The following is a 13,998-nucleotide window of genomic DNA, read 5'->3' as shown; positions in this document are numbered from 1 at the left end:
ATATAGGAAAACTAATAATGAAAAAAACTATATTATCCCTATTGATTTCAGGTTCAGTAGTGTCCCCAATGGCGTTAGCAATGGCTCCAAATACCGATCTAAATTTAATGCCGTACCCACAAACAGTCGAGCTGCAAGCTGGGCAGGTTAAGGTCGACGGTAACTTCAAGGTTTACATCAACGGCTTTAATTCTGATCGCGTTGAATACACGGCGAAACGCTTTATTGATCGCCTTGAGCGCCAGACTGGCGTGCCGATCCTGAACTGGCAGGTTGATAGCGCAGACCAAGCGAACTTGATCATTGATATCGACGCAGCACCAAAATCTGAAGTACAAAACATCGACTCCGTAGAGTCCTACAAAATTACCACTCAGGGTGATCAAATAACGCTGAGTTCTCCAAGCCCATACGGCACGATTCACGGCATCGAAACCCTTTTGCAGCTCGTTGAAACGACAACGACTGGCTACCACATTCCTGCTGTCACGATTGTCGATGAGCCTCGCTTCCGCTGGCGTGGTGTTTCTTACGATACCTCACGTCACTTCATTGAATTCGATGTGTTGATTCGTCAGTTAGACGCGATGGCTTCGGCGAAGATGAACGTCTTCCATTGGCACTTCTGGGACGACCAAGGCATTCGTATTCAAACTGAATCATGGCCGCGTTTGTGGTCTGAAACCGCTGATGGTAACTACTACACCAAAGACCAAGTTCGCTACTTAGTGGAATACGCGCGTAACCTCGGTATTCGTGTGATTCCTGAAGTCTCTCTGCCGGGGCACTCTTCTGCGGTTGCTCATGCTTACCCGCGCCTGATGTCGGGAGGTGAAGGTCAAAGCTATGAGCAAGAGCGTGGTTGGGGCGTGTTTGAACCATTAATGGACCCATTGAATCCAGAGCTTTATGAAATGCTGGGCGACGTATTTGATGAAGTGACCGAGCTGTTCCCAGATGAGTACTTTCATATTGGTGGCGATGAGCCGAACTATGCGCAGTGGAAAAACAGCGAGAAGCATCAGCAATTTATCGAAGAGAACAATATCGATGGCGAGCGTGGTCTGCAGTCTTACCTCAATGTAAAAGTTGAGAAGATGCTCGAAGAGCGGGGTAAGAAGATGACCGGTTGGGATGAGATTTGGCATAAAGATCTGCCGACTTCGATCGTGATTCAAAGCTGGCAAGGGCACGACAGTATTGGTCGTGCGGCAAAAGAGGGCTACCCAGGCATTCTGTCTACCGGTTACTACCTAGATCAACCTCAGCCGACTAGCTACCATTATCGCAATGATCCAATGCCAAGCGGCATCACGGTTGACGATAAGCTGCACAGTGGAGAAAAGTTTGTCACTTACCAATGGCAGAAGCCACGTTCAAAAGGCGGCCCACGTAAGGGAACACTGACTATCATTGAAGCGAAAGACGGTACTTTCCGTGCATTCAGTGATTACAACGGTAAGTCTCGTGAAGAGATCTTCATCCTTGATTATGTGCCGGGTAAAACCTTTGTCGGTCACTTCGATAACTTCATGTCTTACACTGAATTCAACTTGAATCTGAATCCAAATGGGTTTGCTGAAGGCAGCTACCAGTTGATTGGTAACGTGCGTTGGCCAACCACAGGGGAAGTGATTGCGAGCAGTGATGTTGAAGGCAGCGTGATTCCAGAGCCAAATGGCGGTTACCCTGCGGAGCTAACCGACAAAGAAAAAGAACTTATCCTAGGTGGCGAGATCACCATGTGGCTAGAGAACAAAGACAGCCTCACGGTAGAAAACTATCTATGGCCGCGTAGTTATGCCATTGCAGAGCGTTTCTGGTCTGATGAAGAACTGACGGACGAGCGCAGCATGTACAAGCGCATGAAGGCAATGGACATATGGTCTGAAGTATCGGTTGGCCTACGTCATCATGCGGATGCCGACATGTTGTTAAAACGCATTGCCAAAGGCCAAGATATTCACGACCTGCGCGTGCTAGCGAAATACACTGAGCCAGCACAGTACTATGCACGTAACTGGGAGAAGTGGAACTCTACTGAACCTAAGGGCACTTTATACAGCCAATACGAGCGCTTAAACCGCTTCGTTGATGCGCTGCCTGTGGAAAGTTATGCCGTTTATGAGATGCAAGACTTGGTCAATGAAGTGGCGACAGGCAATCAACAAGCACTAGAGCAACTTACAGGACATTATCAGCAAGCTAAATCGGCTGCACTTGCCGCAGAGACTGTCTTCGCTGGTAACGTGTCTTCGGCAGAGACTGTGGTTGTCGCAGAGAAAACCGTTGAAGTCGCAGACTTGGCGCTAACCTTGATTGCGAAAGCACAAGCAGGCGAGAAAGTAAGAGCAGCAGACGTGATTGCCTACCAAGCGATACTGTCTGATTCGGCGAAAATCTATGATGAATCAATCATCGCGATTGTTCGCCCGACTGAGTTACTGTTAAAGCAGCTAGTTGAGTAAGTCGCGAACTGATTAACTGATAAGTCACACGCCAATAAGTGAATCAAAACCGCCCTCTGTGGGCGGTTTTTTAGTTTGAGCTTCTTTATGAGGTGTGATTGTTAGTCAACCAACCTTACAGCCAATCAGGGACGAAGTTAGCGACGATGGTGACATCGTTAAAGTTGCGATAGCCGCGCACCATGATGCTGAATTCACCCGCAGGTTCGTTCAATACACACTGTTCGTTGCTGCTGTTCTGGTATGGACGGCAGTCGTAGTTCGCTTTCGATACGGTGCCGTTGTGTTTCACATATAAGTCCGCATCGCCACTACGAGGGCCTGTTAGTGTTACTGTTAACTGACCTGCACTTTCCGTCGTAAATGTGAAGAATTGCTCTTCACCATATCCTGCAGTAAGACCTTCAACAGGGATGTCATTTTGCAGCTCTTTAGGGCCAACAACCGGTGAGTCAAGGCTGGTTTCGACAAGATAAGCAATCGCCAGTTTGGCGAACTTGGTCGCGTGTGTCGCCGTTGGATCTGAGTTTTCAAGCGTGTCGTGCTGGGTATGAATACTTGGGTTGTAATCATTGAACATGCTTTCGAATGGCATAGCAGCTGGGTAGCCAACATTGTGCCAAGAGGCGTGGTCAGAACAAGCATAGCCGCAATCATCAAAACCGTAACTGATATCGCTCGCGTAAGTGTCGATCAGCTCGCTTAAATAGGCGGTGAGGTTGCTGTCGGTGTAGTCCGTGATGAAGGTGATATCGTGCGCTGAACCGTTGTAGTTGGTCATGTCTAATTGCAGTACCGATACAACGTTTGCTTGCTCATCTCTTAAAGCGTTGGCGACATCTTGTGAGCCACGCAGCCCGACTTCTTCTGCCGCATAACCATAGAACTTAATGGTCTTGTCTGGCTGAATGCCACTGGCGATCATCAGGCGAAGCGACTCAGTTACGGTCGCAATACCAGACGCATCATCATCAGCTCCCGGAGAGATGGTGCCTTCGCTTGTCCAAGAACCTACCGTTGAATCAAGGTGTCCGCCAACAACGACGATCTCTTCAGGGTATTTAGCGCCAAGCAGTGTCACTTCAACGGATTTTTGCGGATACTCGGCATGCGTGATCTGGCGCGCAGACGCATACGGTACATCTTTAATTTCTGTTTCCCAACGTTCTAAAAGCCAATCTGAAGCAGCGACACCAGTAGAAGTAGTATAAAAACGGTTGGTGAAGTTGGTTAGATTTTCAATGGTCGTGACCATGTTGTTTGGTTCGACCTGAGCGAGTAGGTCATTCACTGTATCTTGATGGCTGATCACCGGCTTTTCGAAGCTGCTCATGGTCAATGGCATTGCTGCGGCTTTGAGTGCGCTTGCTTTGTCTTCGTGCACCATGTAGCCACCACAACGGTGGGTTTCTTCGTGCATGTGGCTGGATAGTTTAGCTAGCTCTTTCTGGTTGATTTTCGCGATGATGGAATGCTTGTTTCCTGTCACGCTTGGGTAAACCGTTGCGCCATGCTGAGTCATTATATGCTGTGCGTCCGCATCTGTGGTGATCCAAACCTCTTCGTTCGCTGGAGGTGTGATGCCTAGGGATGCGTAAGCCGCACTACTGTTGATTAGGGTTAACGATCCCCCGAGCACAGCTAAAGCTAGCATGCTTTTTTGAATAGCCATTTGTCGTCCTTTTTATGGTGAGTATTGTTATGTTTATGGGTTTGATTTTTGTGTAGATGTTTCATTTTCTGAACAGATAATCATGAAAAGGGCTCCCATAAGGAGCCCTGAATCTACTTTCGATTATTGAGTTTTAATGAAACGGTAATGCTTGGTTTCTGAACAGATATCGCTTGAGGTACACACTTGGTACACAACATCGACTGTGCCGTTGTGACGGAACTTGTCGACGTATGAGTTGAAGTCTGTAGCACCAACATTTTTGCCATTACGCTTAATCACGAAGTAGTCGTTGGTGTCGTAATCCCATGCCAGCTTAACGCGAGCTTTGCCATTCGGGTTTTTGTTACCAAACTTCAGTTTTAGTGGGAAGCCTTCCGCTGAGTCACCTTCAATCGTGATCGACTTGCTGGTTGATGTTGCAACGCCTGCATCGTCAGTCACGGTTAGCGTTACCACGTAGTCGCCAGCTTCATCGTAGGTATAACGAGTCACTTCACCTGTTTGCGTGTTGCCATCGCCTAGGTTCCATTGGTAAGAGATGATTTGACCATCGCTGTCTGAACTTGTGCTGCGTAGCTCGACTTCTTTACCGACAATGGTGTGCTCGAAAGAAGAGACGGGTGGTACGTTAGCGCTGCCAGATTCGTACGATGCTGTTAGGTTTGCACCTGCGTAATCTGAGTAACCTAGAACGTTAACCGTGTAACGACCTGCGGTTGGGTTTTCAATCACACACACTTCATCGGTCACGGTTTCGCTCTTACAGATATTCTCTTGAGAGCTTGGCGCATAATCTAGGCCGACATAAATATCTGGGTCACCCGTAGACACAGCAAGATCAATCGTCAGCTTCTCTTGGCCAGCTGGTACTTCGATATCAAAGTAAGTTTTCGAACCTGTTTCACCAGCAACTGCGGCTTCGACACCATTTTCAAGGCGTTGGTATTCCGGTTCTGGTGGAAGTGGTGGTTCGCCACACGGTGATACACCCACTAAGTTAAACGCAGAAACAACATCATCGGCACTGTAGCCAAGGTCGGTTGCTGAGTTTTTCACGCCACAAGCACCCTGCCAGAAGTCGCTGTTTTCAGACCAGTAGATCTGGTTGGCTAGCACAAACAGTTCGAACGCTTTTTTGGTGTCCCAACCTTGTGTGGTTGCAAGATGGTAGAACGCCTTGTTGAACACACCAGAGCTGTAGTGCACGTTTAAACCATCGTAGTACTCGGATGCATTGTTGATTGAAGAGCCATCACGTGATGGATCGTCCATGTAACGCAGCGCACCTTCGCCTTTGAAGATATTGCGCCCGACCATCCAGTCGTTGGTGCCTTTCATGTAGTATTCTGCGGCTTCACCTGCCATGTCAGAAAAGGCTTCGTTCATACCGCCGGATTGGTTTGCGTATATCAAACCTGAGTTTTGCTCAGTGAAACCGTGGCTCACTTCATGGGCTGATACATCTAGGCTAACAAGCGGGTAAAAGAAGCTTTCACCATCACCAAAGGTCATGGCTCTGCCGTCCCAAAATGCATTCTCGTAGTTTTCACCGTAGTGAACACGCATCATGAGCTTGAAGGAGAGTGGCGCTGTGTCGAACCAGTTTTTATACATGTCGAACACGATGTTGCCAAAGTAATGAGCATCGTTGAGTGGTGAGAATGCACCGTTCACGGCTTTATATTCGTTACGAGGACATTCATAGCTGTAAGTGGTGTCGCCGTCGGTTGCGCCATTAAGGTTAACAGTAACGACATTTTCAGACTCCATTACACACTCTGTGCCCACTTCTTGAACATCAAGGAAGTGGTAGTCGGTGCCGTATTCGTACATGCCTGTTTTTTCGTTACCGCCAGGGCCAGTACCGATCTGAGCGTGGGCAATACCTTCCCAGCGGTCGATGACTTCGCCTGTGTGCGCGTCTAGCATGGTGAACGGTCGGGTCGGCTGTTCGCTGCCTTCGACTAGGTAAGAGACAACGTACACTAGTCGTGTTTTATCTGCGCTTTGTTGTCCGATGCCTTGCTTCACAGAACCTTGATAGATAAATAGCTGATGTTGAACGTTGTCTAGAGATTTGCTGGTTAAGCCTTGAGTCTTTAGATCTTTACTTGCGAGTTCAACCGCTTGAGCGCTGTTGATTGATGGCTTAACAAAAGAGCGTTCTAAGGTCGTTGTTTTAAGGTAGCTTCCTTGAACCGACTTTAACGCCCCACCTTGTGCACTCTGGGTGGCATTTAGGTAATGCCCCCATACCGGGGTACCCCAGATGTTCTGCTGGATCTTAACTTTATAGATACCACGCTTTTTGAGGTTTACTTCTTTGACCATCTTGAAGCTAGATGAATTACTGACTCCTAACTGAGCGTTTAGCCCAGAGAAGTTAGTAAAGTTGATCGGCTGATCGATTTGAACGGATTCACTTGCATGCACTGACAAAGACATAGCACTGGCTATAGCAACGGCAACTAAACGCTTTCTTATTTTCATTGTTGTTTTCTCTTTCCATGTAAAATCCAAGAAAACGTAACAAAATTATCACAGTGAATTTACATCATTCGATCTAATTAATTAGTAGCATGGCAATGATCTCTTTTATTCATGAAACTTATATTTTTCGTATTTACAGATAGTTATCATTTCTGTTTATTTTTGAACGCACCCATATGTTTTATTTATAAAATCGTGACACTTTTATTAAGTGTTAATTTCTCTTGGAAATTAAGGTTTTCGAGTAAATTGATCTGTGCCTCAATTAACGGATTCTGGGTTGATAGAAGGATCAACGATTTGAAAGTGTCACTTTAAGCAAAAGTTCATTTAGCGAATTTAGGGGCAATTTTGATAAGAAATCGAAGACTTTTCGGCTTATTTTTCGAATTGTTAGTTAAAAGAGGGAAGGGGAATAGGACACTTGTTTGGCACAGAGCACAAAATAAACCGCATAAAAAAGTCAGGTATTTTATACAACCAAGCCGTTGATAAGGTTAACCAAGGCAGCGAGGAATTAGCACTGTTATTTTCTCGTTATGCTTTTGATAAGACCATGGAATTAATTGCTTGGAGTTCTCTGGTATACCGATTGGTGATAAAATTGGTTCAGTATTACAGATGTAATACAATTTTCTGTTCGGAAATAGTGCAAATAAAGGTTCAGTAAATTTTAGGAATCAATAGATGTGTCCCGTAGGGTGGAACCATTCGTTATACTGGTTTAAACAGGTTTCTCCAGTGGCAAGAAGGCACTGCTCTTTATTGAAAGGCATGATGACTAAATTCTGATGAATTCATTTGATGTGTAGAGGCGTAATAATGCTTAAGAAAGACCGATCTAGCCAAAACTCGTCCGATATGGCGCAAGTTCAGGTTGAAGACAAAGTAATCACAACGAATAAACAGAATGTAGATACTACGCATAATATTAGTCCTACACCGATGCGTCTTACTTTGCGTGATAAAGGAGACTTAGATGATTGGGTTGAAGACTTACAGCAAGATATGCGTAAGAAGGTGACTGGTGCGAAGTTGTTTAGAGGTTTGATTGCTATCAAAGACGAATTGCCCACTAGCGTCAGAAAAAAACTTATTGAAGCCATTAAAGAACTTTAAGTATTGAACAAACTTTTCCGGGCTCTTCCAATTCATAATTCTGCTACCAAAAAGTAGCCGCTAATACGTATCTGTGATGTGGCTACGCAATTCCAGAGTAGCGATTCAAAATCCCCTTCAATTTGAATTACAACGCGGAAATACTTCAAAGTCTCGTCTGAGCCCTAAATACCGATTATTTTATTTCCACCATGATAAATATGCGCAATAAATGAGCGAGGTGTACTTCATGTTATATGGTACAGCGAGTGTCAGTAATTCCTAATGCTTGGGATTTAATTGTATTACCTAAGTAATACATGTGTATTTCATAGGTAATACTAAAATATTCTATGTAAAGTGTTTTGCTTTATATTTTGTCAATGGTCATTTTTAAAATTAAAGTTCGGCTGTTTACAATAAATTATTATTACTTATATAATGCCCTCGAACTTCAGGAGAACAGCCATGAAGCTGAGGCAGTATATCGATGAGTTTTGGGGTAGCCAACGTCGATTTGCAGAAGCTCAAGGTGTTAAACCACAGCAAGTAACTCAATGGATAAAATCAGGTTATTATGTGGTTGAGCACGAGCTTTACTCGCGAAGAAGAGAATTGGTAAGCCCCGATACATCGGTGGAAAACAGTTAGAATTTTTAGAACGGATATACGCATGTTGCATACAACCAAAGGGCGAAAAGAGTTGGAAGGTGTTTACTCTCCAATCACAGTCGCAGACTGGAAATGCCCTCAATTAAAATCTATCCATAAAGAACGCATCACTTCGGGATTTAGTTTGTTCCGAAGTCGGGCCGGGTGTTAGATGTAGACCACAAGTAATCTCTCTTATCTAATCAAAACCTCCCCCCCTTCTAGGCTTCTCAGCCGAAACGATTCAACAAACTAAATCTCTTTCCAAATCGTCCCTGGCGAGGCTTTGTCACGTCTGGACTATCTGATGATAAAAATATCAACAACTTTTAGGGCATATTTCGCCCAGTTTATGGATGAGAATACGGTATTTACCCATGAAAAAAGCACTAATCACATTATCTCTAGCTCTAGCATCAACTGGCGCAGTGGCAGGAAGTAAATCAGGCTTCGCAATCGGTTTAGGTATGGTCGATTTTAATGGTGACTTAGGGAAGAGTCTTTCACATTCGAAAGAAACAGACGACAAAGCATTCAATATTCAAGCTGATTACACATTCGAGAATGGTGTGATTATTGGCGGCATGTATTCACCTAAAAAAACCGTCAGCTCTGGTAGTAGTGATTGGGGGTCGCACAAAGATGAGTTGAGCAGTGACGCTCTTTACATGGGCTATCAGTTTGATAGCGGTATTCGCGTCAAGCTCGGCTCTGCGGCTGTTCGATTTAAGGGTAAGTCGAACAGCGGATACACAGATTGGGAAGGTGACTACGTCAGCACGACATCAGAGAGCTACAAACTAAACCAACGTGGCCTTTACTTGGGTCTTGGTTGGGTTACTCCTGCAGGTATCTATGCAGATATTAGCTACACAAAACTAAATCTAGCTGAAGCTGAGTATCACAACCATATCAGCGGTCATTACGACTCAGACAGTGCAGACGGTGGCTTCACTCAATTCACACTTGGCTACAAGTTTTAACTCGAAAGAGTAACCGAATCCTTATTGCAGTTCCCCCTGCATAGGATCAAGGTCGCTCGTCTAGTCAGCGAGCGGCCTTATTTAACCCAAGGTTTAAATATGAGTAACGAGACAGCAATCCCAAACTACGACAGGTCGTGCTGCGCATGCGGCAGAGTGCCTACCGTGGAAGTTCACACCGATGATGGCGATGTTCACAAGCTAGACCTATGTGGACCTTGTTGTTGGGGCGAGTCTGCAATGTTAGATCCGGAGAATTGGAACGATGAGTAAGTCGCCCAGTGATTACAGATGTTTCTGCAATTCAGACGACCTAGACCGGATTTGTACGTCACCTAAATACCTCATTGCTCTCTGGTGTATTTGGGGGTTGGTAATTCTGTTTTTTGCAGACGAGATAAGTGAATTTTTCTTTGTGTTGTTAGTGCGAATATTTTTCTGATTAAGAGAAAGTAAAAATGAAACAAGCAAAAGGTTTTACGTTAATTGAATTGGTAGTAGTGATTGTCATCCTTGGCATTCTTGCGGCTACAGCAATGCCTAAGTTTATGAATCTTCAATCCGATGCGCGTAAAGCAACTCTGAGCGGGGCGAAAGGTTCGCTAAAAGGTGCTAATGGCATTGTCTTCGGGAAGGCCGCTATTGAAGGCAAGGAATCAGAAGACTTTGGCACTCTGAGTAACGGAATCAAGACAGCCAAAGGTAATGCTCTCATGACCAAGGAAAATATAGAACGCATCATGGATACCGATTTAGTTGTTCTAAATACAGAGGCTGAGAGCAAGGAGTTTTTATCCGAGGATGTTCAAAGTGATCTGTTTTTATTTAAGGGTGCCGACGAAGGAAAGACTAATGGTGTCTTCATTCTTATTAATGAGTTGGGAGAGGAAGAATCTATAGAAAATAAGTGCTTTGTCTTTGCCTACAACTCTAAAGAAAAAGACGGCTTTGTTCAGACAGTTGACAGCTTCGATGGTTGCTAAAGGTAACGACAATGATTGATGCAATCAAAAGCCAAGGTATCGCGTTTTACTGGTTCTTCGGGTGGGCTGCTCTACTCGGAATGGTCGCGCCTTTCCTTGTTCTTTATCTGGCTGTTAACGGTGGCTAAGTAATTAAGCCTCCTTTAACGGGGGGGCTTAATTACACGAGGGGGAATATGTATGAATGAACAAAAACAACGAATGATGAAAGGCGAGTGGTATTGGGCGTTAGAGCCTGAACTGGAACTAGAACGAGCCACTATTAAATACAAGTGTCACTTGCTGAATCAAGCCTTTGACTCTGATATTCGCGAGCGACTTACGTATGAGATTTTAGAAAGCGCATTCGCGCACGTTGAGTCTCCGTTCCACTGCGACTACGGGTACAACATAGACGTAGGCGATCACTTCTATGCAAACCACGGCTGCACCATTCTCGACGGAAATAAAGTGAAGATTGGTAATGGCTGTCTGCTTGGTCCTAACGTTGTGCTTACTACAACTGGCCACCCACTAGATCCGGTAAAACGTGCTGAAGGGTATGAGAAATCTCTGCCTATCACTATTGGTGACAATGTCTGGATTGGTGCGAACGTGACTGTTCTTGGTGGTGTAACCATAGGCGACAACGTAGTGATTGGCGCCGGCTCGGTAGTTACCAAGGACTTGCCATCAAATACGGTTTGTGTCGGGACACCGGCACAACCACAAAAAGAAGTTCAAATCTAAATAAGGAAAAGAGATGAGTGTTTTAGGATACATGCAAAAGGTCGGTAAGGCCTTAATGATTCCAGTAGCGACCCTGCCTGCGGCAGCAATACTGATGGGTATTGGTTACTGGCTTGACCCGACAGGGTGGGGCGCGAATAGCATGCTTGCTGCATTCCTGATTAAGTCAGGTGGTGCAATCATCGATAACATGGCGGTCTTGTTCGCGGTCGGTGTCGCGTTCGGTCTCTCTAAAGATAAAGAAGGTTCTGCGGCTCTGTCCGGTTTCGTTATGTGGTTAGTTGTGACCACTCTCCTATCTAAGGACTTCTTATCACTTGCCCTAAGCGTGTCTCCTGATAGTGTACCAATGGCTTTTGATAAGGTTGCGAACCAGTTCGTGGGTATTATCGTGGGTATTATCTCGGCTGAGATTTACAACCGTACTTCTCACATCGAGCTACCAAAGGCACTCGCATTCTTCAGTGGTAAACGTCTTGTGCCTATCCTGACTTCGCTTGCAGGTATGGTTCTAGCGTTCGTCCTAATGTCGGTTTGGCCTGTTATTTTCTCTGGTCTTCTAGCGCTAGGTACTTCACTGCAAGGCCTTGGCGCAGTCGGCGCTGGTCTGTTCGGTTTCTTTAACCGTCTAATGCTTTCGGTTGGTATGCACCACGCTCTATATCCTGTGTTCTGGTTTGACGTTGTAGGTATCAACGACATTCCTAACTTCCTTGGTGGCGCGCAATCTATTGCTAACGGCACGGGTGTTCCCGGTGTTACGGGCATGTACCAAGCTGGCTTCTTCCCAATCATGATGTTTGGTCTACCGGCTGCTGCACTTGCTATGTACCACACCGCAGATGCTAAGAACAAAAACAAAGTGTTCTCTGTAATGATCGCAGCAGCAGCTGCATCGTTCTTCACTGGTATCACTGAGCCGCTAGAATTCTCGTTCATGTTCCTAGCTCCGGTGCTTTACTTCTTCCACGCAGTATTCACGGGTCTGTCTCTGTACATTGCTGCAGAAATGGGTTGGATGAGCGGCTTCGGTTTCTCTGCAGGTTTCGTCGATTTCGTTCTAGGTACTCAGAACCCATTAGCAACTAAGTGGTACATGCTAGTCGTTCAAGGCCTCGTGTTCTTCTGCCTGTACTACGTAGTCTTCCGTACCCTGATTGTGAAGCTGAACATTAAGACGCTTGGTCGTGGTGAAGATATGGCTGATGAAGGCGCGACTGATATTGACTCAGTAGCAACTCAGTACGTTGCAGCTCTAGGTGGCGAGTCAAACTTAGTGTCTATCGATAACTGTATCACTCGCTTACGTCTAGACGTTAAAGACTCAAAGAGCGTAGATGAGAAAGCCTTGAAAGCACTAGGTGCTGCAGGTGTTGTGAAACTATCGGGCACTGCAGTTCAAGTAATCATTGGTATTGGCAAAGTAGATAAAGTTGCTGCAGCTATGAAGCTGCAGGTCAACAAATAAAAACTAGGGTGCGGCTTCCCGTCGCACCCATTCACTAAGAAAGAGGCAAAAAATGGGAACTTTGGAGCGTATATTCCACGCAGTTTTATTTGAAGTGTTCGCAGTCCTGCTATCAATTGGCATGCTGATGGTTGCTACAGACCACGAGGTCGGTTCACTGTCAGGCACTATGATTATCGTCGCTACGATAGCCATGTGTTGGAACTTCTTATTCAATTGGATATTTGACCAGTTTTACACAGGTGAGAAAGAGAACCGCAGTATCAAGCTGCGTATCTACCACGTTACCTTGTTTGAGATTGGTCTACTGGTGCTGACAATTCCAGTGATCGCTTACATCCTTGAAGTCGGGGTTTGGGAAGCGTTCGTTATGGATGTGGGTATCACTATCTTTATCACAATATACGCATTCACATTCAACTTAGCATACGACAAAGCGAGGGCTGCGATTCTAAAAAAGTCGAATGCTCCTTGTCGATGTTCAGTGAGATAGATTACACATTTGATGAAGACGATATTTTTTAAACGCTCGCATGACGAGAGTTGTTGGATGGTAGCGTTGGCTACCGTAGTAAATAATTTGGCGTTTGATATACATAGCCGCCTCTATATGTATAGGAACGTGCAGATCTGATTGAGGAGATTTTCGATGGCTTGGACTGACGAACAAAGGCAGATAGTGAACACCAACTCGCAACTGATGGATTTGGATGAGCTTGCAGAGTTGACAGGGAAAAGTCGGAGAACTATCTACCAATATCTATATCGTAACAGCATTGAGTTTAAACAGAAGATCGGAGGAAGAAGTAAGCGATACTCGGACAAAGTTGTTGAGGAAATAAGATCAATGGCGAGAGAAGGGAAGAAGCTGCATGACATCTCCGAAGTGACAGGCGTTAGCAAGGGCTACATTAGCTGTTTAGTTCGTGGCTTGGATAGGAAAGTGAAGACCAACAAAGCAAAGGTCGAGCAAGTAGGACTCAAGCAATGCTGCGCTAATCTGTTGAATTCAGTCTTCAAAGACTGACAAAAAAGCACCCAAATGGGTGCTTTTTTTATTCGTCTAACAGGGCTCTGCTTATATTGTTTCTCAGCGATAAACAATGGACCTGCCGTATATTCTAATTACTGCTTTTTACCACCAACTTGAACGTAGTCGATACCGATAATACGGTTGATGATACCCAGAAAAGAGCTCGTATCAGAGTTTGTTGAGCGAATCGTATTAACGGTTGCACCTTCAGGTACTAACTCCATTGCGCGGTCTTGAGTGTTACCTGGAACTTGGAAACCGACAATGTTGAAGCTCTCAGCGTGCGCTGTGTACACTTCTTCATTGTGGCTAATACCAGAACAACCCGCTAGAGAAACAATGCCTAAAACAACTAATAACTTTTTCATACAAACACCTTAAGAAAGATTGGAATTTAGATTCAATAGGTTCATTGGGAGA

Annotated in this window: 13 protein-coding genes; 10 read left to right on the top strand and 3 right to left on the bottom strand. The window is 45.2% G+C overall.

Annotation, left to right across the window (positions count from 1 at the left end; genetic code table 11):
- The first annotated feature begins 17 nt into the window (after window positions 1–17).
- Entirely contained in the window at window positions 18–2,468 is a 2,451-nt protein-coding gene (locus MSG34_RS03290) for a family 20 glycosylhydrolase (RefSeq protein WP_248336278.1), read from the top strand.
- A gap of 115 nt (window positions 2,469–2,583) precedes the next feature.
- On the opposite strand, the gene MSG34_RS03285 is transcribed toward MSG34_RS03290, so the two are convergent.
- Together MSG34_RS03285 and MSG34_RS03280 are read right to left on the bottom strand one after the other, a co-directional pair.
- Window positions 2,584–4,140 carry a M28 family metallopeptidase gene (locus tag MSG34_RS03285; RefSeq protein WP_248336277.1) on the bottom strand — a complete coding sequence of 519 codons (1,557 nt, stop codon included), beginning with the start codon at window positions 4,138–4,140 and terminating at the stop codon, window positions 2,584–2,586.
- A 123-nt stretch (window positions 4,141–4,263) separates the two neighbouring features.
- Window positions 4,264–6,633 (bottom strand): M4 family metallopeptidase, encoded by a 2,370-nt coding sequence (locus tag MSG34_RS03280; RefSeq protein ID WP_248336276.1) that lies wholly within the window; start codon window positions 6,631–6,633, stop codon window positions 4,264–4,266.
- An 822-nt stretch (window positions 6,634–7,455) separates the two neighbouring features.
- Between MSG34_RS03280 and MSG34_RS03275 the strand changes: the two genes are divergently transcribed.
- The 9 genes from MSG34_RS03275 to MSG34_RS03235 all read left to right on the top strand — a co-directional run bounded on the left by MSG34_RS03275 (window position 7,456) and on the right by MSG34_RS03235 (window position 13,572).
- Window positions 7,456–7,752 (top strand): hypothetical protein, encoded by a 297-nt coding sequence (locus MSG34_RS03275; protein ID WP_197279020.1) that lies wholly within the window; start codon window positions 7,456–7,458, stop codon window positions 7,750–7,752.
- Window positions 7,753–8,199: 447 nt separating this feature from the next.
- Window positions 8,200–8,382 carry a hypothetical protein gene (locus MSG34_RS03270; RefSeq protein WP_048610244.1) on the top strand — a complete coding sequence of 61 codons (183 nt, stop codon included), beginning with the start codon at window positions 8,200–8,202 and terminating at the stop codon, window positions 8,380–8,382.
- Between the two features lie 377 nt (window positions 8,383–8,759).
- Window positions 8,760–9,365 (top strand): outer membrane beta-barrel protein, encoded by a 606-nt coding sequence (locus tag MSG34_RS03265; RefSeq protein WP_050643510.1) that lies wholly within the window; start codon window positions 8,760–8,762, stop codon window positions 9,363–9,365.
- Window positions 9,366–9,464: 99 nt separating this feature from the next.
- Window positions 9,465–9,638 carry a hypothetical protein gene (locus tag MSG34_RS03260; RefSeq protein WP_156168089.1) on the top strand — a complete coding sequence of 58 codons (174 nt, stop codon included), beginning with the start codon at window positions 9,465–9,467 and terminating at the stop codon, window positions 9,636–9,638.
- A gap of 185 nt (window positions 9,639–9,823) precedes the next feature.
- Window positions 9,824–10,348, top strand: coding sequence for a prepilin-type N-terminal cleavage/methylation domain-containing protein (locus MSG34_RS24165; RefSeq protein ID WP_084703256.1), 525 nt, complete (start codon window positions 9,824–9,826; stop codon window positions 10,346–10,348).
- A gap of 180 nt (window positions 10,349–10,528) precedes the next feature.
- Window positions 10,529–11,077, top strand: a complete 549-nt coding sequence (locus tag MSG34_RS03250) for a sugar O-acetyltransferase (protein ID WP_248336275.1) — start codon at window positions 10,529–10,531, stop codon at window positions 11,075–11,077.
- 13 nt (window positions 11,078–11,090) lie between these two features.
- A complete protein-coding gene (gene nagE, locus MSG34_RS03245; protein WP_248336274.1) occupies window positions 11,091–12,545 on the top strand; it encodes an N-acetylglucosamine-specific PTS transporter subunit IIBC in 1,455 nt (484 codons plus the stop codon).
- 52 nt (window positions 12,546–12,597) lie between these two features.
- A complete protein-coding gene (locus MSG34_RS03240; RefSeq protein WP_048610251.1) occupies window positions 12,598–13,038 on the top strand; it encodes a PACE efflux transporter in 441 nt (146 codons plus the stop codon).
- Window positions 13,039–13,194: 156 nt separating this feature from the next.
- Window positions 13,195–13,572, top strand: a complete 378-nt coding sequence (locus MSG34_RS03235; protein ID WP_048610253.1) for a hypothetical protein — start codon at window positions 13,195–13,197, stop codon at window positions 13,570–13,572.
- Window positions 13,573–13,670: 98 nt separating this feature from the next.
- Here the strand turns inward: MSG34_RS03235 and MSG34_RS03230 are convergent, their stop codons facing one another.
- Entirely contained in the window at window positions 13,671–13,946 is a 276-nt protein-coding gene (locus tag MSG34_RS03230) for a hypothetical protein (RefSeq protein ID WP_248336273.1), read from the bottom strand.
- Window positions 13,947–13,998: the final 52 nt, after the last annotated feature.

The sequence above is a fragment of the Vibrio sp. 1CM2L genome (genome assembly GCF_023161695.1).
Lineage (GTDB): Bacteria > Pseudomonadota > Gammaproteobacteria > Enterobacterales > Vibrionaceae > Vibrio > Vibrio coralliirubri.
Note: the sequence above shows the minus strand (reverse complement) of the source record. Positions and strands in the feature narration are given on the sequence as shown.

Excerpts from the sequence above, each read along its gene's own strand:
- MSG34_RS03290 (WP_248336278.1), top strand. The coding sequence starts at position 18 with ATGAAAAAAACTATATTATCCCTATTGATTTCAGGTTCAGTAGTGTCC.
- MSG34_RS03285 (WP_248336277.1), bottom strand. The coding sequence starts at position 4,140 with ATGGCTATTCAAAAAAGCATGCTAGCTTTAGCTGTGCTCGGGGGATCG.
- MSG34_RS03280 (WP_248336276.1), bottom strand. The coding sequence starts at position 6,633 with ATGAAAATAAGAAAGCGTTTAGTTGCCGTTGCTATAGCCAGTGCTATG.
- MSG34_RS03275 (WP_197279020.1), top strand. The coding sequence starts at position 7,456 with ATGCTTAAGAAAGACCGATCTAGCCAAAACTCGTCCGATATGGCGCAA.
- MSG34_RS03270 (WP_048610244.1), top strand. The coding sequence starts at position 8,200 with ATGAAGCTGAGGCAGTATATCGATGAGTTTTGGGGTAGCCAACGTCGA.
- MSG34_RS03265 (WP_050643510.1), top strand. The coding sequence starts at position 8,760 with ATGAAAAAAGCACTAATCACATTATCTCTAGCTCTAGCATCAACTGGC.
- MSG34_RS03260 (WP_156168089.1), top strand. The coding sequence starts at position 9,465 with ATGAGTAACGAGACAGCAATCCCAAACTACGACAGGTCGTGCTGCGCA.
- MSG34_RS24165 (WP_084703256.1), top strand. The coding sequence starts at position 9,824 with ATGAAACAAGCAAAAGGTTTTACGTTAATTGAATTGGTAGTAGTGATT.
- MSG34_RS03250 (WP_248336275.1), top strand. The coding sequence starts at position 10,529 with ATGAATGAACAAAAACAACGAATGATGAAAGGCGAGTGGTATTGGGCG.
- nagE (WP_248336274.1), top strand. The coding sequence starts at position 11,091 with ATGAGTGTTTTAGGATACATGCAAAAGGTCGGTAAGGCCTTAATGATT.
- MSG34_RS03240 (WP_048610251.1), top strand. The coding sequence starts at position 12,598 with ATGGGAACTTTGGAGCGTATATTCCACGCAGTTTTATTTGAAGTGTTC.
- MSG34_RS03235 (WP_048610253.1), top strand. The coding sequence starts at position 13,195 with ATGGCTTGGACTGACGAACAAAGGCAGATAGTGAACACCAACTCGCAA.
- MSG34_RS03230 (WP_248336273.1), bottom strand. The coding sequence starts at position 13,946 with ATGAAAAAGTTATTAGTTGTTTTAGGCATTGTTTCTCTAGCGGGTTGT.